The following is a 20,489-nucleotide window of genomic DNA, read 5'->3' as shown; positions in this document are numbered from 1 at the left end:
TTTTCTATTTTTTTTCGTCTAATGGTTAGACCATGAAGTATGGAAAGGAAATGAACATGCCAGCAGCAACTGCAATAAGGAGAGTTAATAAAAAGGTAAAAAAGAAAAGTAGCTCCGTCTTCCTTACCTTATCCTTATATACATCTATCGTGTTGATGATATTTGGGATGATGTTTAGCTTATGGTTCTTTTTGACGGAGTCAGGCTCTAATCTTCGCTATATGATGGCCGATACGCTGATTTCCACTCAACATCGGCATTGGGCCAAATATTTGATTGGTCAGGATGAGCTTGAGAAACGTGTCGACAGTTACTGGAAGCAATTCGATCAATTTGCCGAGATAAAGGATCAAAAGCTTGTTCAGGTGAATAAACCACCGGAAATCAAAGCTGTCGAAAAAAAACCACTCGTCCAAATCGAGCCCATCGAAGGGAAAAATTTTAAAGGAAAGCTGCTGATCGTCAATGACGCCAAAAAGCTTAGAATCGCGGTACCTGGCAAGGCTGGCAAAGGGGAGAAGGTTTCCTCTATGGTCAAACGTCTCGGTGCGGTTGCAGGAGTGAATGCAGGCGGCTTCGTCGATCCCGAATGGATGGGGAATGGCTTTCAGCCAACAGGAATTGTCATTTCGGGCGGTAAAATTTTTTATAACGATGGCGGTATGAATACTGCCAATCATATCGTGGCTATTGATAAGGATGGGCGGATGGTCGCGGGCAAATACAAGCCAAGTGAGCTGCTGCAGATGGGTGTACAGGAAGCTGTTACTTTTGCGCCGCGGTTTATAGTAAACGGTGTGGGTCAGATCAAGAGTCAGGCGGACGGCTGGGGAGTTGCGCCGCGAACCGCGATGGCCCAGAAGGAAGATGGAACGATTATGTTTGCCATTATTGACGGCAGGCAGCCCGGCTACAGTATCGGTGCCACTCTCTATGACATCCAACAAATATTTCTAGAGAAAGGTGCGGTGACAGCAGCCAACCTGGATGGTGGTTCATCTACGGTTCTTGTTCATAACAATGAGATTGTGAATCGTCCTTCCAGTGAATACGGCGAGCGATTCCTGCCTACCGCATGGCTCGTTTTCGATAATCCTGACTCTGCTCCTATACGCAATATATGGGAGGGTCTGGACCCGAGCAAGATTGATGCTTCGAAATGGTGAACAGACAGTTAAACAGCAAAAAGACACGGACCCTGTAGCGAATTGGCGCTGCTGAATCGGTGTCTTTTTGCTGTTGGAAAGCCATACTTGCTGTAAGACTTCGAGCTTAGCTAACTTTAGACTCATCCTGGATTGTTGGCTCAGTTTCCGTTGGCTCCGTTGTACCTTCTGTGCCGGAAAGCGAAGCTTTATTTTTCCACGACAAAGCCGTTTCCTTTGCTTTTTCGGACCATTCTAATGTATGGCGGCTCACGGTTTGCGCAGCTAGCTGTGTTTTTTCATTTAGAGTTCCGGCCAGCTGCTTGGTTTTATCGGCAATGGACTCTGCAGCCTGCTGGGTCTTGGTAGATACCTGCTGTACACCATCCACAATATCCGTTCTCAACTCACGACCTGATTTGGGAGCAAAGAGCAGTGCGGTCACAGCTCCCAGAACGGTGCCTACTACAGCTCCGATCAGTAAATCCTTGTTTCTGTTATTAGTTGTCAAACTGATCATCTCCTTCACTATTGTTCATTCGTGTGCGAGGCTAGTTTGGAAGGCTTGCGAGACTGCCATTTGTGCCACAGCTCTACACCCATTGTCGTCATGGCGATCAGATTGCGCACCGTATCATGCTCATTTTGAAGAGTGATTCGTGCCTCTGTTATCGAATTGGACAATACCCCGGATATCCCCTTAATGGACTTGGATAAGCTAGCAGATGCTTCACCCGTGGTTTGGATGGCCTGAATGAAACCCTCTGCTGCGTTCAGGCTGCGTTGGATATCGCCAATGAGGCTTTGTGAGGTTTCGATCAGCTTTCGGGTGTCCTCTAGGGTACAGACCATCTGTGCCTCCATTCGCTCCATCATCTCCATCGACCTACGGACTGCGCGACGGGTTTCAATCCATACATGAAAGGCAAAACCAATGATTACTAGGCTTGTTAGCACCGCCAAGGCAACGATTAATGGCCAATCCATTTTCCCGGACCTCCTTCCAAAACAGCTTCCCAGGACGAATGCCTATGGAATACTACATTATAGGTAGCAGCCCAGCGATTTGACACACAATTTCTGAAATTTGTTCTATGGAGCAATAGCCTGTTTGCTGAAAAGATGGCATAATAGACACATTACTTGTGGATGAGGTGGATGGAAGCATGGATCGTGAACAAGGTTTACAATGGATTGAAAAAACGCGCATCATTGCGATAGTTCGAGGCGTGGAGGAAAGACATATTATCGATTTATCTCAAGCGCTGCTAGATGGCGGTATCCGAGCCATGGAAATAACATTGAATACACCCGGTGCCTTAGCCATGATCACCAAGCTGCAGGCGCAATTCGGCGATCAGATGTATATAGGGGCTGGAACCGTACTCGATATCGAGGATGCTAAGCAAGCAATTGCGGCAGGCGCCTCCTATTTAGTCACACCGAACACGGATGAGGATGTGATCCGCTATGCGGTAGAGCAAGGTATTCCGATTTTCCCGGGAGCCATGACTCCGACAGAAATCGTCAAGGCTTGGAAAGCTGGGGCAACTGCTGTCAAAATATTTCCTGGAGCGAGCCTCGGTTTGGGCTATATTAAAGAGCTCCAAGGACCACTTAACCACATCCCGATGGTAGCAGTAGGTGGTGTTAATGAAGCCAATATCGCCCAATTTATACAAGCAGGATGCTATGGTCTTGGAATTGGTGGTTCTTTGATTAATTTGCAGGAAATTGCCGCTGGTAATTTTACATGGATTCGTGATAAAGCTGCCGCATTAACAGCGAATTTGTTGGTTAAGTAAGCTATCCTCCTTAAAATAAAAACGATCTCCAGCGCAGAAAGCGTGCGGGAGATCGTTCCTATTTGGCTTGTATCGAATACGAGCATTTGAGTCCGCCTTTGACCAAGCATTCCGTACGCTTGACATCGGCATCCAGCAGAGCTTCAAACATCATCAGTTCACAGTGGCAAGCATGATTGTAATGATTCGCTACCTGCGAGATCGGACAGTTGTGCTCATTAATGACAAAGGTTCCATCCGTATCAGCAGACCAATTCACCATATAACCATTGGCATTCTGAATTTCCGCCAGCGCCTTAACCCGATCCCCGAGCTCTTTACCCTGCATTTGCTCTTCATAGCGATCAATCATCTTTTCCTTGCGACGCTCAAACAACAGCTCTACCTTGGCCTCACCCGCTTCTTCCACAAGCTCGCCTAATAAATCCAATGTCAAATGATAGTAATTTTTAGGAAATAAATCATCCGCACTTTCGGTCAATGAATATAGATTCGTCGGTCTTCCCATCGCTTGACGTATCAGCTTCGATTCGATCAGACCATCGCGTTCCAGTGTATTCAAATGTCTTCGTACAGCCATTTCCGTAATTCCGAGCTGCTTGGCCATTTCACTGACAGCCAGTGGTCCTTTGGTTTTCAACATGGTCAATACTACTCTACGTGTCGACATATCAAATTCCTGGTTCACTTAGTCTCACCGCCTTTTGTATTACTCTAATGAATTTTATCATTCAAACTTATAAATTGATTGTATATGAAAATCAACTATAAGTAAATTATTATACTAAAAAGTATCATAACTTTCCATTTATTCGAAGTTCTGCTGAAATACTTCTTACACCAGCTCACGACTAATAAAGGCAGGCACCGCAGCCTCAAAAACGGCAAGTACAGCCGGCAGCGCGCTGATCAAAGGATGAAGAGTGTCTCGGGTATAACTGGCATACTCCTGTGCAAGCGATTTCCGAAGCTGTACCAACTCACGAAAAACAGAAGCAATAGGCTCATCAAAAACACGCTCATCCTTTAAAATCTCGATAATATCCTCATAGCTGCTGGCATCCCGCATCATGAAAGCATCTATTAACAAGCTGCCAACGTCGGTAATGGTCTCAATCGTTAAGTGCAGGGTACGCTCCTGAGCCAGATGCAACAGCAGCCTCTCCGATGACGGTGTCGATTCCCAGGCTTGCTCCAGCTGCTGGCATGCCTCGATCAATGTGGGAATAAACTGCAAACGCAAATCGATTTGTTCATGATTGACATAATACATAGTTCTTATCTCCGTTTCTTCTTTCTCCATTTGGACCACAGCATGATGGCCGGAAAGCTGGCCAGCATCAGAATGATTAACATAGCTGCCTGCATCAAATATTCATAGCTCATGATTCCCCATGCTCCTTTGCCTGTAACCCCAAATGAGCCTGTTCTTCACGCCAATAAGCCCAATGATTTGTAGGTCCGTGTCCGCCTCCAATGCCAAGCTCGTTTCGGATAGCGAGTGTGATGAATGTTTTGGCTGTTTGTACCGCTTGAGTCAAGCTCTTGCCTTTGGCAAGCTCAGCTGTAATCGCAGCAGAGAATGTACAGCCTGTGCCATGAGTGTGGCGTGTCTCGTAGCGTTCTGCGGTAAAAAGATGAAATTGCTCTCCGTCGTATAAAACATCGGTGGGCTCCCCTATTCGATGCCCTCCTTTAATAATCGCTGCTGCCGAGCCAAACTGTTCGACAATCCGCACAGCGGCATCCTTCATTGATTCCAAAGATGATATCTCCACGCCGAGAATGACCTCTGCTTCCGGGATGTTCGGCGTCACCAGTGCCGCTAATGGCAATAGACGCTTTCGCATCGCATCTTGAGCGTGATCAGCGAGCAAACTAGCACCGCCTTTGGCAATCATCACTGGATCAACCACGAGATTACGGAGCTTATGCTTGGTAACCAGATCGGCGACCAGTTCAATCACTTCAGGCTGGGACAACATGCCGGTCTTGAGCGCATCAACTCCGATATCGGAAATAACCGATTCAATTTGCAGCGCTATGCCCTCAATTGGAATATCATAAATACCATGGACACCGAGCGTATTTTGAGCGGTTACCGCCGTAATCGCTGACATTCCATAAACCTCAAGCATTTGAAAAGTTTTCAAATCAGCCTGAATACCTGCTCCACCGCCGCTGTCCGAGCCAGCAATAGTCAGTGCTTTAAAGACTTGCTTCACATTTATTCTCTCCTTCTAAGGCGTGTTCAGTTGCTACTCTTATCATAAAGTGTATAGGTCTGTTTTCCCACCGTCAAGTACGCAGCTTATTGAGCATTTTATGACAACTTTCCCAAACGCTTTGACGGTCTGCATAGGCTGCGTTATGATGTTCCTAAATCCATTGTTGCCAAAGGAAGTGCTCTTCATGAGGAAGCATGAGCTCCACGTCCTTACTACGGCCCAGCAAGAGCTTGACGAGGTAGCAGCTATTGCTTCGAGGTGCCCAACTGAACTTATTGATATGTTTCATATTCGGGAAAAACAACGCAGCGCTCGCGAGCTGGCAATGTGGTATACCGTTCTTAAGCCCTTATTCGCTCAATCTGCCATTTATATCAATGATCGGCTGGATGTTGCGCTTGCCGTACAATCTCCGGGCGTTCAGCTTGGATATCAAAGTTTGACCATTCAGCAAAGCCGCCAGATTATGCCAGCGGCCGTCCGAATGGGCTGCTCTGTCCATTCAGCTGAAGAAGCGGTACTCGCGGCAGAACAAGGAGCTGATTATGTCTTCTACGGCCATGTATATGAAACGAACTCCAAAGCCGGGCTCGCGCCTCGAGGTATTGCCACACTTGCGGCTGTCGTTGCAGCCAGTCCGATCCCAGTCATTGCGATTGGCGGCATTGACGTATCCCATGTTGAGGAGGTTCTATCGACCGGATGCAGCGGTATTGCCTTGCTGTCCTCCATTCTGCTCCATCCAGAGCCCGCTCAACAAATCATCCGTTATCGAGATGCGTTGAATTATTCCCAATATAGCCCAAGGAGAGATTATCATTGAACAGCAGGTCTACATCCGCAATCATTATTGGCGGTGGTATTATAGGTTGCACGATCGCTTGGGAGCTCACCCGCAGCGGAATACAATGTACGCTACTGGACAAAGGGGCATTGAATCAGGAAGCTTCAACAGCTGCCGCAGGCATGCTGGGAGCTCAAGTAGAGACACACCAGCCCGGCGCCTTCTACGAGCTGTGCCGTCTGAGCCAACGATTATACCGCGAATGGAGCGAAGAAATTCATCAGATTAGCGCGATTTCGCCACAGTACATAACCCAAGGCATTTTGCGTGCTGCGCTTCACGCAGATGATGAGCAGGAATTGAAAAGCCGTCTCCCATGGATTCAGGATGCTGAATGGTTAAGCACGTCGGAGATGCTTGCTTTGGAGGCGGGTCTTTCACACAACATTCTGGGTGGTTTGCGTTTTGCGCAGGACCATCAAATTCATCCTGTCCAGCTGGCCAAAGCGTTGCAAGCAGGTCTGCGCAAGCTTGGCTGCGAAATTCGTGAATGGACACCTGTATTCGGACTTATTGAAAGACAGGGTCGCATTGAAGGTGTGCGAACAGCCGAAGGGTCTTTATTCGCTGACCATGTCATTATTTGTGCAGGTGCCTGGGGTTCCGCATTAACGGAGCCCCTCGGTCTGGAGCTTCCTTTATTCCCCGTTAAAGGGCAGTGTATATCGGTAAGAACTGAAGCACCAGTCCTACGCGGCACCGTGTTTACACAAGGCTGCTACATCGTGCCTAAACTTGACGGAAGCATGATCATAGGAGCTACTCAGGAAGAAGCAGGTTTTAACAAACGCTGCCATGTGAACGTGATAAGCGATTTATTCGCAAGAGCCGTCAAGCTGCTGCCGTCGTTAGACCAAGCTGAGCTTGTCAGCACCTGGGCAGGACTGCGTCCCGGAACTCGTGATGGTCTGCCATTTATGGGGACATCCAGCCATGCACCAGGCTTAACGATTGCAATGGGACACTACCGCAATGGAATCTTATTAGCCCCCGCTACAGGCAGGCTGATCAAGCAGCTAATCCTTGGTGAATCAACCGAAATCGATCTGACTCCATTCTCTCCGGACCGGACGAAAGCCATCTAAATAAGGCTAACTACTTAAAACAATTTGCAGACAGGAGGACTTCGAGCTCATAGTAGCGAATAACTCCAAGCAATGAAATGATCGAGACGGATTCAGGAGGAGCAGCTTTATGAACGAAATGAACGAACAACAAGCCGAGCAGTGGCGTAAAAGAAGAACCATGGGCAAAGGCAAATATGTGATGTACTTTGGTTTAATCACCTGGGGAATCGCATTAACAGCGATAATTACAGGTATGGAATGGCTGACACAGCATACCTTTCAAACGTCCTGGCTGTACATTCGGCTAATCGTGTTTGCATCAATCGGATTTTTTATATCCGTGTTGCGTTGGGAAGCCCGTGAACGAAAATTCAAGTCTTACCTGAGTAAAAAGGGAGCTGCGGAGTAATCCGATCAGCTCTTTTTTTTTTACATTTTTTTAAAAATAATTCGTAAATTATTTAAAAATAGTCACTTGACAAATGTAAGCAGATTTAATATCATACTAAAGTAAAGTAAGTTAATTTATTTTCAGGAGGCATCATACTTATGTCAAAAGTATTATTTATTAAAGCTAATGGACGTCCAGTAGATCAAGCAGTTAGTGTCAAGTTATACTACGCATTTTTGGAGAGCTACAAAGCTGCTAATCCCAATGATGATATTGAAGAACTAGATTTATTCAATGAAACACTTCCATACTACGATGTAGATACCTTAACAGGCCTCTTTAAGCTTGGCAAAGGTTACGACTTAACAGGAACCGAGCAAGAAAAAGCGGATAATGTTAATAAATATTTGGAGCAGTTCCTTGCTGCTGACAAAATCGTTGTTGCTTTCCCACTTTGGAACTTCACGGTTCCTGCACAATTGTTAACCTATTTGACTTATGTTGCCCAAGCAGGCAAAACTTTTGCTTACACTGCTGAAGGTCCTAAAGGCTTAATTAGCGATAAAAAAGTAGCATTGCTGAACGCACGAGGCGGCGTTTACAGCGAAGGTCCTGCCGCTGCAATCGAAATGTCTTTGAACTATGTTAAAACGATCTTTAATTTCTTCGGAGTTCAAGATCCAACAACTGTTGTTATCGAGGGACATAACCAATTCCCTGATCGTGGACAAGCCATTATTGAAGAAGGTCTGGAAAAAGCCAAAGCTGCTGCTGCATCCTTCTAAGATTTTAACGAAGATATCGTTATTTATCATCAACCTAAAAACTCCCACACACCTATGTACATTTAGGTGGCGGGAGTTTTTTCATATCGATTGATTTACTTGACTCAGAACGAATCAAGTGCTTTTCTTTCTCATAATAATCAAAGCGAACAGCAGCAGTACTTCAATGTTTACAAATGCGATGCCATAGCCAGCTAATCCAAATGTACGTGGAAATCCGACAAATAAAGCCGCCCACCATAAACTAGCCGGTACGAATATGATCAAATTGATAACCAGCGAAACCAGTGAAGACATAAGAAGCTTCTGCGTCTTCCACATAAGCCCCACACCTACCAAATTTGGAATAATAAATCCGACACCCATAATCAACCAATAGTAAAAATCGTAGGACAACTTACTCACTCCCGAACGGGTATATTGTTTACAGCAATCTTTCATTAGATTACCAAAACGAATTGTCGAACACAACCGATTCACCATAACGTTGCAAAAATGTCATACTCTTTCGATGCAAAAAATAGCCATCTCATGTATAATTGTCAATGAATCATTTTACTGGAGGAGGTTTCATTATGGCGCTTAGTAAAGCCAAAAAATTCCGTCAGAAGCAAGAACGTGAAGGCAAATACAATCCTGAGATTAACCGATTAAGCTGGAATGGACTTGATCCTGCGGCCCGGTTAACACCAACCTTTAGAGAACACAAGGAAAAGTTGCAGCGCAAACACAAATGGAACCATTCCCTGGACAACAGAGATGGTTCCATTTGCTTACTATATGAAACCATATAAAAATTCAAAATTCATCTTTTATAGATTTCGTTAATATGGTAGAGTTAAACTTGGTATTCTAACTATTAAACGGTTTAAATATGCTATCCATGTTCGAAGAGGCTTCATGAGGAGGTATTTCAAGTTGTTCAGCAAAGTTAGATTCAATTTGAGAACGAAAATTATTCTGGGCTATCTTATCGTACTTATTGGCCTTAGCATATCTATACTTTTAATTAATGACCGGGTTACGTCTATGAAGGCAGATAGAGAATATATCACGGGACACGATTTCCAGGTTCATAACCTTAGCAATGAAATTGAAAAAAATATTTTGGATATGGAAGGTGGCCAACGCGGCTATGTTGTTACCGGAGATACGCGGTATTTGATCCCCTATAATAATGGAGTCAGCAGCTGGAAGGAAAACTATAGTAAACTTCGCCAGTTGGTCATGGATAATCCCAAACAGGTTCAAAATTTAGCAAGCATCCGAACAAACATCGAGCATTGGATCAATGAAGCCGGTGATCCTGTAATCACAATGAAAAAAGAAAACAACAACGCAGGCATCATTGAATTTTTCAAAACAGACATCGGCAAAAAATATACAGACCAGCTGAGATCTCAGCTTGCAGCTTTTCGCAGCACAGAGCTTTCCTTAACGGATGCGCGTAGTCAACAGCTCATTAGTGATAATGAAGTTCTCCTTTCCATCTTAAATACAATATGGGTTATCGTTTCCGCTATTGCAATTCTGATTGCGTTAGTAACATCCAGTTCGATTGTAAAAACGATCAAACAGGTTACGGATTCGATCAAACATATCGCGGCCTCTAAAGGCGACTTATCCATGAGGGTTGAAGTGAAAACAAATGATGAGGTTGGTGATCTGGCAGAGGTTACCAATGAGTTGTTAACCAAGCTTGAACAACAAAACTGGGTCAGCACCGAGATTACGGACATGGCGACAACCTTTCAAGGTGTTACTGATATGAAATTGCTCACTCAATCCTTTATCAATAGAGTCGCCGGTTTAGTCGAAGCCCACTACGGAGTCTTATACTTACGTCAGATCGCAGACAAAAAGGATGTTTTGACCCGGTTTGCTTCCTATGCCGGACAAGCGGATGGTGTAGGCACAGAGAGCTTCCGCATCGGCGAAGGTCTGGTCGGTCAAAGTGCGTTGGAGAATCGGATCCTCATTTTGAATCAACTGCCAAACGACTATATTAAAGTCGCTTCAGGCTTGGGTCACACAGCACCTCAACAAATTATTATTGCACCTATTAAGTTTGAAAAAAATGTGCTTGCTGTTATGGAGCTAGCCAGCTTAAGCAGCTTTACGAAGCTTCAACAGCAGCTTCTTGAACAAATTGTTGAGCCATTTGGTGTCACACTGCACAATGCAGCCAGCCGTACGGAAATTGAAAATTTATATAGTGAGTCTCAGACTATGGCGGAAGAGCTGCAAGCACAGACGGAAGAGCTTCAGACACAAGCCGAAGAATTGCAAGTGCAAACCGAGGAGCTACGCTCAACGAACGAGCATCTGGAAGAGCAGAACCTGTTTGCAGAACAAAAATCGTACGAGGTGGAGCAGGCCAAAAAAGAACTCGAGCAATATGCCGAGCAGCTCCAGCAAAGCTCACAATACAAGTCGGAATTTTTGGCTAATATGTCCCATGAGCTTCGTACGCCACTCAACAGTTTACTTATTTTGTCCCAGTTTTTAGTTGAAAATGCAAACGGTACGCTCAATGCGGATGAACAAGAATATGCACGAATCATAAATTCATCCGGTAAAGATCTTTTGTCACTGATCAATGATATTCTCGATCTATCCAAGGTTGAGGCTGGCAAGCTGGAAATTGAAATCGCCGCTGTCAACCTGACAGAGCTTCCTCATGTTATGGAGCGCAATTTCACACCAATCGCAAAACAGCGCAACCTGCAATTCCGCATTATTGAGCATCCTGGACTTCCTTCTTTAATTTTCTCGGATGAACAGCGGCTGCAGCAAATATTAAAAAATCTGTTATCCAATGCCTTCAAATTTACGGAAAGCGGCACGGTAACGTTATCTATACGAAAAGCAGATTCGCTTGAAGCCAATATCGCGCTGCCGCATGCAAGCTCTGCAAATGTCATAGCCTTTTCCGTATCTGATACGGGAATCGGTATTCCTGATAACAAGCGTCTCCTCATTTTTGAAGCTTTTCAACAGGTTGACGGTAAAACAGAACGGAAATATGGGGGAACCGGGCTCGGCTTGTCCATATCCCGGGAATTTGCGAGCCTGCTTGGCGGCAGCATCGCCTTGGAAAGTGAAGAAGGCATCGGAAGTACATTCACACTCTACGTACCTTGCCTGCAAAACTCTTCATCCATGGAAATGGCTACAATGTATGCCGAATCCTCAGCTGCTTCTGTGAGTACCCCGGAGCTGCCTGAGACCCCACCTGTAAATAATCTGATAGTGCCGAATACCGAACCAGCATTGACCCATCTTTCGGTATTTGATGGTAAGCAGGTACTTGTCGTAGACGATGACGTCAGAAATATATTTGCTTTAACCAAGGCACTGGAAATGCAAGGAATGAGCGTCATAACGGCTCATAATGGAAGGCAGTGTCTGGACATGCTGGATCTTCATAAGGATGTTGACATTGTTTTAATGGACATTATGATGCCTGAGATGGACGGTTACCAAACAATGAGACATATTCGTCGGGATCGACAGCTGAATGAGATGCCTATTATTGCACTCACAGCCAAAGCCATGAAATATGATCGTGAAAAATGTCTGGAAGCAGGCGCTTCGGATTATATTAGTAAGCCTATCCATTTAGAGCAATTATTTTCAGTTATGCGAGTTTGGTTGAGCAAGTCCTAATGTATTCGAAAAATGTGATACCCAAAAGAAGCCTTCGTTGATTCGAAGGCTTCTTTTGGGTATCAATTATACAAATGATAAGAATCCGTTTATATCGACCACTGCTCTTTCATAAACTTCAAGGAAGCCGGAAGCTCTTGATCGGCGTCCTTCAATGTGCATTCTGCAGAGACCATACCGTTATAGCCTGCAGCCTTCAATTGAGCAACAAAACTTTCGTAAGGATATTGTCCTGTTCCAGGAGCCAATCGTCCCGTATCTGCAATATGAATATGCGACAGCCATTCCTTATGAGCAAAGAGGGTTTCCAATGGCTCAGACTCTTCATCCATATGATAAAAATCAGCTAATACACGAATAGCAGGATCATTAATTTGCTTGGCATAATACACACCTTCAGCTACACTTGTGATCACATTCGATTCTTTGGTGTTTAGAGGCTCGATAGCTAGGGTAAGGTTAGTTCCTTTAACTTGCTCAGCAATGATCCTTAGAAGCCTTAAGAGCTGCTCCTCGGCACGTGCTTGCTCCCAGCCGTCTGGAATGCTGCGTGATTTTCCACTGCCAAATACGAACACAGACGAGCCTGCTTGAGACATGGTATCTACGGCTCTGGCCAAATAATTAGTAATAATGGTTTCATTTGCCTCTGGACCTACCACTTTAATATCTCCAGGAAATAATACATTCCAGGCTTTTACCGGAAGCGGGCTATTGACATACAAAGGCAGCGCTTTCTTGAAAGCTTCATTATCCAGACTCAACAACGGAGCTATCATACATTCAATATAATCATATCCGTATCTTTGAAGCTCCTCGGCATGCTCGATTTGCATGCACCAACCGAATGCGTTCATTACAATACCTCCTTAGAGTATGTTATGACAAGATGGAATTAAATCCGACACGTGCTTGATAGGCTTAACTCTCATCGCCTATGCTTAATTTTACAGTAAATATATATTCGTTTCCGGACATTTCTTGTCGAAATTTATGATTTATCAACTTATCTTGACCTTCCTAGCAGAACCTTTCGTTCTTTCGTTCGAGCATTTTCAATTCTCTATTTCCAAACGTTCCGAGTGGGTGTACACGTTAAAGGAATGTCCACGAATAAAACCGATTACGGCAATACCAAGATCATGGGCAAGCTCCAGCGCGAGCCCGGTAGGGGCGGACTTGGACAGTAGAACACCTACACCAATCTTGGCCACCTTGAGCAGCACCTCGGAGGAGACCCTTCCACTAAAAACAATAACCTTACCCGTAAGCGGGATGCGATGTCTGATGCATTGTCCAAAAATTTTATCTAATGCATTATGTCTGCCTATATCTGTGCGGACGAGAGAGGTCAGCTGCGCTGAGCTGTCAGCACAGCACAACGCAGCATTATGCACGCCACCAGTATGATGAAATTCAGCAGAAGCCTGCTGCAGCTGATTCATTAGCTCCAAGCACCGGGCGGCGGTAATTCGGGTTCGGATTGGAATGGTTTTGGCTGTTCTGGCATCATTATGAAAATAAAACTGCCGACTTTTCCCGCAGCAAGAACCAATGAATCGTTTGTTGTATGAATCCTTGCTTATGCTTTGCTTCACCGTCAGCTCGACATCGGCAAAACCACGCTCCACATTCAGCTTTAATGTACGGATATCCTCTATGACCCGAATCACCCCTTCGGATGCTAGAAAGCCAATAACCATATCCTCCAAATCCGAAGGACTGCATACAATGGTGGCAAACTCCTCCCCATCTATTCGAAGGGTAAGCGGATATTCAGAAGCAACCGTATCTTCTTTCTCGTGCAGCTGACCACCTGAATACTTCAGTATCTGCCATGAAGCTGTTACCGATTGTCCTCCTGATTGTTCACCGCCCATTACCTGTGGTTCCTTAAACAGTCGACAGTCCATAATTTCCTGAATATTCGTCCCTATTTGGCTATCAGCTAAATTGATGGTTTCCATCGGTTTCTTGTTGTTCTCGGCTCCCTGTTTCTCCAAGAAGTCCTTGCCCATTCTGCTTCACCCCATTTCCGTTTCCAGCTCCATGATTCTTTTTTCCACATATTTGGTGTCTTTGAGCGCATGGAACGTTTCCGCCTTCTCCACAACCGCAGCTGTATTATATTCAGGAATACCGGCGTGAGCTTCGTAGACACCTTTGGGAATTAGGCTATTGCCTTCCGGCCAATGTACCTCAATATTACCGAGTTGAATCGGAACCGGCTTCGCCCGTCCGTGAAGCAATCCGTATTGGTTATAGACCACGATAGCATCACCCGCTTTAAGCTGCAGCGCTTCGGCATCCTGCGGATTCATCAGCACATCATAGCGGTCTGCTCCATTAAAGGGATCGGTTGTACTGTAGATCATGGAATTGAACTGCTTGCCGCGGCGGGTCGTGACGCGGAAATGACCTTCCGGCTTACGCAGCTCAGGCAATTCAATGGGGATCAAATTCCCGCGGCCATCAGAGGTTGGGCAAACCCCATCCTCGCATAGCCATGCCCCACCCCACTGAAATACATCGCCGCGCTCGGATAAGTGCTGAATACCATCATAATACGAAGCTGCTGCAGCAATCTCAGACCGAATATCCTCCGCATTGCGAAATGCGACCAATCGTTGATATTCGGGATTCACTTTAGCGGCAAGCTCTGCATAAATAGCCCACTCCGCACGCGCCTCACCGACTCTTGGCCCTTTTATTTCCGGCGAATAATAGACCATCCGCTCCGTAGATGTTGATGTTCCTCCCCCGGGCTGCTCATAGCGAGTCATTGCCGGCAATACGATCACGGCCTCCCTTGCATTAGCAAGAGTAGATGTATTCAGTACAATATCCTGATGCACCCGAATATCGACATTCTCCAGGCATTTGCGAACGAAGTCGGGATCAGGCATCGTTTCCAGGAAATTCCCTCCTGATGTGTAGAAAAGCTTCAGCTTGCGCTCATGTTCATCAGGAAGCATCGAATTTTCTAACGATACCCCAACAATATCACCTTGCCATTTGGGCAGCTCGAAGCCCCATACTTGTTCCATGCGCTTAATACCTTCCGCGCTGAACTCACCTCCAGGCAGGCTGAACGGATCTGCACCCATTTCTCCTGATCCCTGCACCCCGCTATGTCCACGGATTGGCATCAGTCCGCAATGCTGACGACCCAAAAAACCTCGCAGCAGCGACAAATTCGCCACCTGTGAAATATTATCTGTACCAAAGCGATGCTGCGTCAGCCCCATACTCCAGACGAATACAGCCGATTTCGCTGAAGCCAGCAACCGTGCAAATTCCAGCATGCGCTCACGACTTAGTCCTGACGATCGTTCCAGCTGCTCCCAATCCTGCTCTTTCACATGGCCCTGCAGCTGCTCATAACCGTTCGTATGCGCTTGCACAAAGGTATGATCCACCGCAGAACCCGGGTTTTCTTCTTCCATCTCAAACCAATGCTTCATGACACCGTTCATAAAAGCGATATCCCCACCAATATGAACTTGATAAAAATCATCGGTCAGCTTCGTCCCAAATAAGGCAGACTCCGGAATGGAAGGAATCCAATATTGATCCATGGAAGGTTCATGATAAGGATTAATGACGATTATTCGGGTCCCTTTGCGCTTGGCCGCATACATGTATTTCGTCGATACCGGTTGATTGTTAGCGGCCACGCTTCCCCAGAATACAAGCACATCGGTACCGATCCAATCCTTATAATTGCAGCTGGAAGCCCCGATCCCTACGGAACGCTTCAGCGCAGTTTTGGAGGGGGAATGGCAAATCCTTGAGGCATTGTCAATATGGTTCGTACCCAGCAAACGGGCAACCTTGCCGGCAGCGTAATACGACTCGTTGGTGATGCCACGGCCTGTCAAATAAAAAGCAAGCTGCATAGGATCAATAGCTCGAATCTTTGCGGCTACGAGCTCCAGAGCCTCATCCCAAGAAAGCCTCGAAAACCGCTCGTCCCCGGGTCTGCGTATGAGTGGGTACGGTATACGTCCCAGCTTACGCAAGGCCGTGCTATCCATAGTCCGCAGCTTTTCAACCTCCTGATGGAGCACCTCCGGTCTGATCTCCGGCATCGTATTGAGACGCAGCACGTTAAGACGGGTCGTGCATACATGAGGTCCTGCAAGCGTCTGATCATACAATCCTGATACACCAAGCGCACAACCATCACACACACCTTGTGTCAGTATTCGATAGGCATACGGCAGCTGATCTTTATTCTCCCACGCAATCTTCAATGATTCTTTAATATGATGAGGCTTGACCTGCCCCAGACCGAAGGGAGCCATACTCACCCAGAGCTTCGGATCCAGCCGCTTGGGAAGCTTGATTGGTCCCGTATGTTGTGTTTTACCCATCTTGATTACCTCCTTGGTTGCATTCAGCATCATAAGAAAAGCGAAGGGATTTATAAAAAAAGCCGCAGCAGTTTCCCCATTTTTGTTGATACAAAAATAAAGCTCCTGTTGCGGCGGTTAGTCTTGAGCAGGATCGCTGCTAAGTGCCAACGGCTCTAGTATGTGATTATGACGGATTCAAAAGTAGTTCGAATTTCCCGCGGACCCTTACCCATATGCCGTTTTCGAAACGCTTTCACTAAATGTCGAACGCAGCTTCCGTCTTGTTCGTTCTGAGACTCCCTCATTTTCGGGTCTATGTAGCAAATTTTATCATGGTACCGTACAGAGTTCAATCCCCTTACACTAAACCAATGAAACAGGCTCCTCCTGATGCGTGATCATGAATTAGCTCTTTCCATAACCCTCATCGGTAAACCGCCTTGCACCCGTAAAGTAATTAAGGGTTCGGGTTTAACCACATGAGATTCAGCAAGCTGTAATTTGAACTTTTGCCCGACGACAGCCAAAATGATAGCTGCTTCCATAAGTGCAAAGTTATTTCCTATGCAGACTCTTGGCCCTCCCCCAAAAGGAAAATAGGCGTAAGCAGGGATCGTTTTCAGAAATTCATGATCAAAGCGTTCAGGACTAAATTGATCCGGATTTGAAAAATATTTCGGGTTCCTGTGCATCGCGTACTGGCTCATAAAGATGGTATCGCCTTTTTCAATATTCATCCCGCCTATGACTAAGGGCTCTACAGCTTCCCGCCCAATCATCCACGCGGCTGGATAGAGTCTCATCGATTCTTGTATGATTTGATTGGTGTATTTGAGTTTGGGAATATCCTGTAAACCGGGGGGATTGCCCCCTAATACTTCATCGAGTTCAACCCAAAGCTTCTTTTCGGCTGCTTCGTTTTGAGCTAATAAAAACCATGTCCAAGATAACGTGTTCGCCGTAGTTTCATGTCCAGCTATGTAGATCGTAATGAGCTGATCGCGAATCTCCTGGTCGGTCATCAGCGTACCGTCTTCATCTTTGGCTGCGAGCAGCAGGGATAAAAGATCCTGATGTTGTTCATCCGGTTTCTCACGTCTTGATTCTATCATGGAATAAATAATTCGATCCAAATACGATCGTGATTCCTGCAGTCTATCATCCGCTTTTTTTGTAAAAAACTTTGGTAGATTGATTATGCTCTTGGCTTGTTGAATGTTTCTTCGGCTTCCTGCCTCGATGATTTCGCCTATTTTATCTACATCTTCAGTAATGGTATGACCAAACATCGTTTTGTTAATGATTTCCAGAGCTAATTCTGTCATATCCCGATGAATATTTCTATTCTCCAGATTAGCCCAAGTATGGATCATTCGTTCTGTGTGCTCGACCATTAATTGAGCAAAAGAAGCTATGTGCTTGGAATGAAACTGTGGCTGCATCAATCGTCTTTGACGCTTATGCGTGTCACCTTCACTTGTCAATAATCCTTGGCCCAGAAATTTACCGGCGATCTGAAGACCTTTTCCTTTCCGAAAGCTCGAAGTTTTGTCAACAAGAACCTCTTTGACCAGATCTGGATGATTCAAAACCAATATTTTGCGATTAGCTCTATGTCCGATCTCAACAATATCACCCAGTTCGCGAATTTCAGTTAAAAAATGCAAAGGATTATTTCTAAATCTCAAAAGATTCCTTATGTTGAATCCCGAAACCTTATGGTTACTGAACATTCAATCACACCTCTCGCTTTTTCCGATTCCTCATAGGTATAACCTTTCCTTTTTTTATCATACTATTCCGCTGGAAAAGGGATATAAGAAAAAGCTCCTGATCGGAGCCTCTAGGGCAGAGATACATCCGTGACTAAACGTTAGCTTTTCTTGCGAGATCCGAATGATTCAGCTCCGCTGAAAACATATCCATGGTTATGTCTCGAAATAAAAAAACGGCATTTCTGCCGTTTTCCATTTCAGCAGCTTCAAGAAAGCCGCCTTCATATTCAATTATTAAACCATAATTTTACAAATATCATTGGTGAATTCAACCGGATCTTGAATTGGCAATCCCTCAATTAACAAGGCTTGATTGTACAGTAAAGCCGTATACAGGTTCAGCTTCTCCTTATCTTTTTCAAAGGAGTCCTTTAAAGATTCAAATACGGCATGGTGGATATTGATTTCCAATATCTTATCCGCTTTTACATTCGGATTGTTTGGCATCGCTTGTAATATTTTTTCCATCTCGATCGTAAGCTCGCCTTCCGTAGACAAGCATACCGGATGCGTTCTGAGCCTTTTGGACGCTTTTACGTGAGTAACCTTGCCTTCCAGCAGGCTTGTCATATACTCGAACAAACCTTGATTCTCGTTCTTCTCGGTTTCCGTATCCTTTTCGTTCTCGTCCACCTCAATGCCCAGATCGCCGCTGGATACGGATCTGAACTCCTTGTCCTTGTATTTCATAATCATCTTGATTGCAAACTCATCGATGTCATCCGTGAAGTACAAGATTTCATAGCCTTTATCGGATACAAGCTCTGTTTGTGGAAGCTTTTCAATTCTTTCATTCGATTCGCCAGATGCGTAATAAATGTATTTTTGATCCTCCGGCATTCCTGCTACATACTCATCCAGGGTAACCAGCTTTTTCTCCTTCGAGGAGGTAAACATGACCAAATCCTGCAATACGTCTTTGTGGCTGCCATAATCGCTGTAAATCCCGTATTTGAGCTGTCTGCCGAACGATTTGTAGAATTGCTCGTACTTCTCTCTTTCATCCTTCAACAAGCTTTGCAGCTGGCTTTTGATTTTACTTGAGATGTTCTTGGCAATCAGTTTTAACTGGCGGTCATGCTGCAGCATCTCTCTGGAAATATTAAGCGACAAGCTTTCCGAATCAACCATACCTTTGACAAAGCTGAAATAATCAGGTAACAGATCGGCACATTTATTCATGATCAATACGCCATTGGAATACAGCTCAAGACCCTTTTCATATTCCTTGGAATAAAAGTCAAAAGGAATGCTCTCGGGAATGAACAAAATAGCCTGATACACAACCGCTCCATCCGCACTGATATGAATATGCTTGATCGGCTTGTCGAAGCCGTAATGCTTCTCGGCATAAAACTTGTCGTAATCTTCGGGAGTCAGCTCGCTTTTGTTTTTTCTCCAGATCGGCACCATGCTGTTTACATGCTGCTCCTCCTGATAATCTTCAAAATCGCTCTCGCTTCCTTCTTTCAGCCTTTTTCCGCTAACGTCCATCTTGATAGGGTAACGAATGAAGTCGGAATATTTTTTGATAATCGCTTTTAAGCGATATTCCTCTAAATACTCGTCGAAGCTCTCATCCTCTGTATTGTCCTTGATTTTCAGGATGACCTCCGTACCGATGGAATCTTTCTCACACGGTTCAATCGTATAGCCTTCCGCACCGGTTGACTCCCATTTATAGGCGCTGTCTTCATACAAAGACTTACTGATTACGGTAACCACATCGGCTACCATAAATGCGGAATAAAATCCAACCCCAAACTGGCCGATAATATCGTGTCCGTCCTTGGATTGGTTTTCTTTTTTGAATGCAAGGGAACCGCTCTTAGCGATGATTCCGAGATTATTTTCAAGATCTTCTTTGGTCATACCAATTCCGGTATCGCGAATCGTCAGCGTTCTGTTCGTTTTGTCCGCTGTTACTTTGATATAGTAGCTGTCTTTGTCGAAGACCAGTTTATCATCTGTTAATGCTTTGTAATAGATCTTGTCGATGGCATCACTCGCGTTGGAAATCAACTCTCTGAGAAATATCTCTTTTTGTGTGTAAATGGAATTGATCATCATTTCCAATAGTCGCTTGGATTCTGCCTGAAACTGCTTTTTTTCCATTTGAATCTCTCCTTTGAGTATCGAACAAAAATAGATTAGCACTCTCATCCTTTGAGTGCTATTCTCTATTTTTATATCACTACTCGCATTTAATGTCAATAAGGTATAGAAGTTATGTATAGTTGTAAAGAGTAAACTACCCTTAATTACTAAGAAAACCGCCCTGATGTACAAGTGGCTTTTGTGCGTGGGGAGGGAATGGCTGTGGGTTTCCGACCGCTGTTGAACCTCGTGTTCCATGAATTCAGGCTTGCAACGGTTGGAACACGAGCTTCAAAGGCGGACGCTGCCGCTTCTCCACCCCACA

General features: G+C 45.1%; 19 protein-coding genes. 8 read left to right on the top strand and 11 right to left on the bottom strand.

Features of this window, described 5'->3' with window-relative positions; all coding sequences use genetic code 11:
- The first annotated feature begins 32 nt into the window (after window positions 1-32).
- On the top strand, window positions 33-1,166 hold the full coding sequence (locus BM210_RS11675; RefSeq protein ID WP_371263458.1) for a phosphodiester glycosidase family protein: 1,134 nt from the start codon (window positions 33-35) through the stop codon (window positions 1,164-1,166).
- A 106-nt stretch (window positions 1,167-1,272) separates the two neighbouring features.
- Here BM210_RS11675 and BM210_RS11670 read toward each other — a convergent pair whose 3' ends face one another.
- Together BM210_RS11670 and BM210_RS11665 are read right to left on the bottom strand one after the other, a co-directional pair.
- The gene (locus BM210_RS11670; protein WP_091168049.1) at window positions 1,273-1,656 is read right to left on the bottom strand and encodes a YtxH domain-containing protein; all 384 of its coding nucleotides are present in this window, start codon (window positions 1,654-1,656) and stop codon (window positions 1,273-1,275) included.
- 17 nt (window positions 1,657-1,673) lie between these two features.
- Window positions 1,674-2,132, bottom strand: coding sequence for a DUF948 domain-containing protein (locus tag BM210_RS11665; protein WP_091168047.1), 459 nt, complete (start codon window positions 2,130-2,132; stop codon window positions 1,674-1,676).
- 179 nt (window positions 2,133-2,311) lie between these two features.
- Here BM210_RS11665 and BM210_RS11660 point away from each other — a divergent pair, with 179 nt between their 5' ends.
- On the top strand, window positions 2,312-2,950 hold the full coding sequence (locus BM210_RS11660) for a bifunctional 4-hydroxy-2-oxoglutarate aldolase/2-dehydro-3-deoxy-phosphogluconate aldolase (RefSeq protein WP_091168045.1): 639 nt from the start codon (window positions 2,312-2,314) through the stop codon (window positions 2,948-2,950).
- A 58-nt stretch (window positions 2,951-3,008) separates the two neighbouring features.
- Here the strand turns inward: BM210_RS11660 and BM210_RS11655 are convergent, their stop codons facing one another.
- The 3 genes from BM210_RS11655 to thiD form a co-directional block, all read right to left on the bottom strand.
- On the bottom strand, window positions 3,009-3,638 hold the full coding sequence (locus BM210_RS11655; RefSeq protein WP_256223513.1) for a helix-turn-helix transcriptional regulator: 630 nt from the start codon (window positions 3,636-3,638) through the stop codon (window positions 3,009-3,011).
- Between the two features lie 147 nt (window positions 3,639-3,785).
- The gene (locus tag BM210_RS11650; RefSeq protein ID WP_091168043.1) at window positions 3,786-4,223 is read right to left on the bottom strand and encodes a DUF86 domain-containing protein; all 438 of its coding nucleotides are present in this window, start codon (window positions 4,221-4,223) and stop codon (window positions 3,786-3,788) included.
- A 109-nt stretch (window positions 4,224-4,332) separates the two neighbouring features.
- Window positions 4,333-5,175: a bifunctional hydroxymethylpyrimidine kinase/phosphomethylpyrimidine kinase gene (thiD, locus tag BM210_RS11645; RefSeq protein WP_091168041.1), complete on the bottom strand. Its 843-nt coding sequence runs from the start codon at window positions 5,173-5,175 to the stop codon at window positions 4,333-4,335.
- A gap of 187 nt (window positions 5,176-5,362) precedes the next feature.
- Between thiD and BM210_RS11640 the strand changes: the two genes are divergently transcribed.
- The 4 genes from BM210_RS11640 (at window position 5,363) to BM210_RS11625 (ending at window position 8,265) form a co-directional block, all read left to right on the top strand.
- Window positions 5,363-6,001 carry a thiamine phosphate synthase gene (locus BM210_RS11640; RefSeq protein ID WP_091168040.1) on the top strand — a complete coding sequence of 213 codons (639 nt, stop codon included), beginning with the start codon at window positions 5,363-5,365 and terminating at the stop codon, window positions 5,999-6,001.
- Window positions 5,998-7,107, top strand: coding sequence for a glycine oxidase ThiO (thiO, locus tag BM210_RS11635; RefSeq protein WP_091168039.1), 1,110 nt, complete (start codon window positions 5,998-6,000; stop codon window positions 7,105-7,107). Before BM210_RS11640 ends, thiO begins: the two co-directional genes overlap by 4 nt.
- A gap of 109 nt (window positions 7,108-7,216) precedes the next feature.
- Window positions 7,217-7,498 carry a hypothetical protein gene (locus BM210_RS11630; RefSeq protein ID WP_256223511.1) on the top strand — a complete coding sequence of 94 codons (282 nt, stop codon included), beginning with the start codon at window positions 7,217-7,219 and terminating at the stop codon, window positions 7,496-7,498.
- A 140-nt stretch (window positions 7,499-7,638) separates the two neighbouring features.
- On the top strand, window positions 7,639-8,265 hold the full coding sequence (locus tag BM210_RS11625) for an FMN-dependent NADH-azoreductase (protein WP_091168037.1): 627 nt from the start codon (window positions 7,639-7,641) through the stop codon (window positions 8,263-8,265).
- 114 nt (window positions 8,266-8,379) lie between these two features.
- On the opposite strand, the gene BM210_RS11620 is transcribed toward BM210_RS11625, so the two are convergent.
- The gene (locus BM210_RS11620; protein ID WP_091168036.1) at window positions 8,380-8,661 is read right to left on the bottom strand and encodes a hypothetical protein; all 282 of its coding nucleotides are present in this window, start codon (window positions 8,659-8,661) and stop codon (window positions 8,380-8,382) included.
- 179 nt (window positions 8,662-8,840) lie between these two features.
- Here BM210_RS11620 and BM210_RS11615 point away from each other — a divergent pair, with 179 nt between their 5' ends.
- Both BM210_RS11615 and BM210_RS11610 read left to right on the top strand, forming a co-directional pair.
- Complete coding sequence (locus BM210_RS11615) at window positions 8,841-9,059, top strand: hypothetical protein (RefSeq protein ID WP_091168034.1); 219 nt, start codon at window positions 8,841-8,843, stop codon at window positions 9,057-9,059.
- Between the two features lie 124 nt (window positions 9,060-9,183).
- A complete protein-coding gene (locus BM210_RS11610; protein WP_177237769.1) occupies window positions 9,184-11,934 on the top strand; it encodes a CHASE3 domain-containing protein in 2,751 nt (916 codons plus the stop codon).
- A gap of 89 nt (window positions 11,935-12,023) precedes the next feature.
- Here the strand turns inward: BM210_RS11610 and BM210_RS11605 are convergent, their stop codons facing one another.
- From BM210_RS11605 to htpG, 5 genes are all read right to left on the bottom strand, one after another.
- Complete coding sequence (locus BM210_RS11605; protein ID WP_091168033.1) at window positions 12,024-12,791, bottom strand: sugar phosphate isomerase/epimerase family protein; 768 nt, start codon at window positions 12,789-12,791, stop codon at window positions 12,024-12,026.
- 198 nt (window positions 12,792-12,989) lie between these two features.
- Window positions 12,990-13,814: a formate dehydrogenase accessory sulfurtransferase FdhD gene (fdhD, locus tag BM210_RS11600; RefSeq protein ID WP_091168468.1), complete on the bottom strand. Its 825-nt coding sequence runs from the start codon at window positions 13,812-13,814 to the stop codon at window positions 12,990-12,992.
- Between the two features lie 144 nt (window positions 13,815-13,958).
- Window positions 13,959-16,310 carry an FdhF/YdeP family oxidoreductase gene (locus BM210_RS11595; RefSeq protein WP_091168031.1) on the bottom strand — a complete coding sequence of 784 codons (2,352 nt, stop codon included), beginning with the start codon at window positions 16,308-16,310 and terminating at the stop codon, window positions 13,959-13,961.
- Between the two features lie 380 nt (window positions 16,311-16,690).
- Complete coding sequence (locus BM210_RS11590) at window positions 16,691-17,980, bottom strand: cytochrome P450 (protein ID WP_256223509.1); 1,290 nt, start codon at window positions 17,978-17,980, stop codon at window positions 16,691-16,693.
- Window positions 17,981-18,301: 321 nt separating this feature from the next.
- Window positions 18,302-20,182 carry a molecular chaperone HtpG gene (gene htpG / locus BM210_RS11585; protein WP_091168028.1) on the bottom strand — a complete coding sequence of 627 codons (1,881 nt, stop codon included), beginning with the start codon at window positions 20,180-20,182 and terminating at the stop codon, window positions 18,302-18,304.
- Between the last annotated feature and the right edge of the window lie 307 nt (window positions 20,183-20,489).

The organism is Paenibacillus sp. 1_12, assembly GCF_900114475.1.
In the GTDB taxonomy this organism is placed as follows: domain Bacteria; phylum Bacillota; class Bacilli; order Paenibacillales; family NBRC-103111; genus Paenibacillus_S.
Note: the sequence above shows the minus strand (reverse complement) of the source record. Positions and strands in the feature narration are given on the sequence as shown.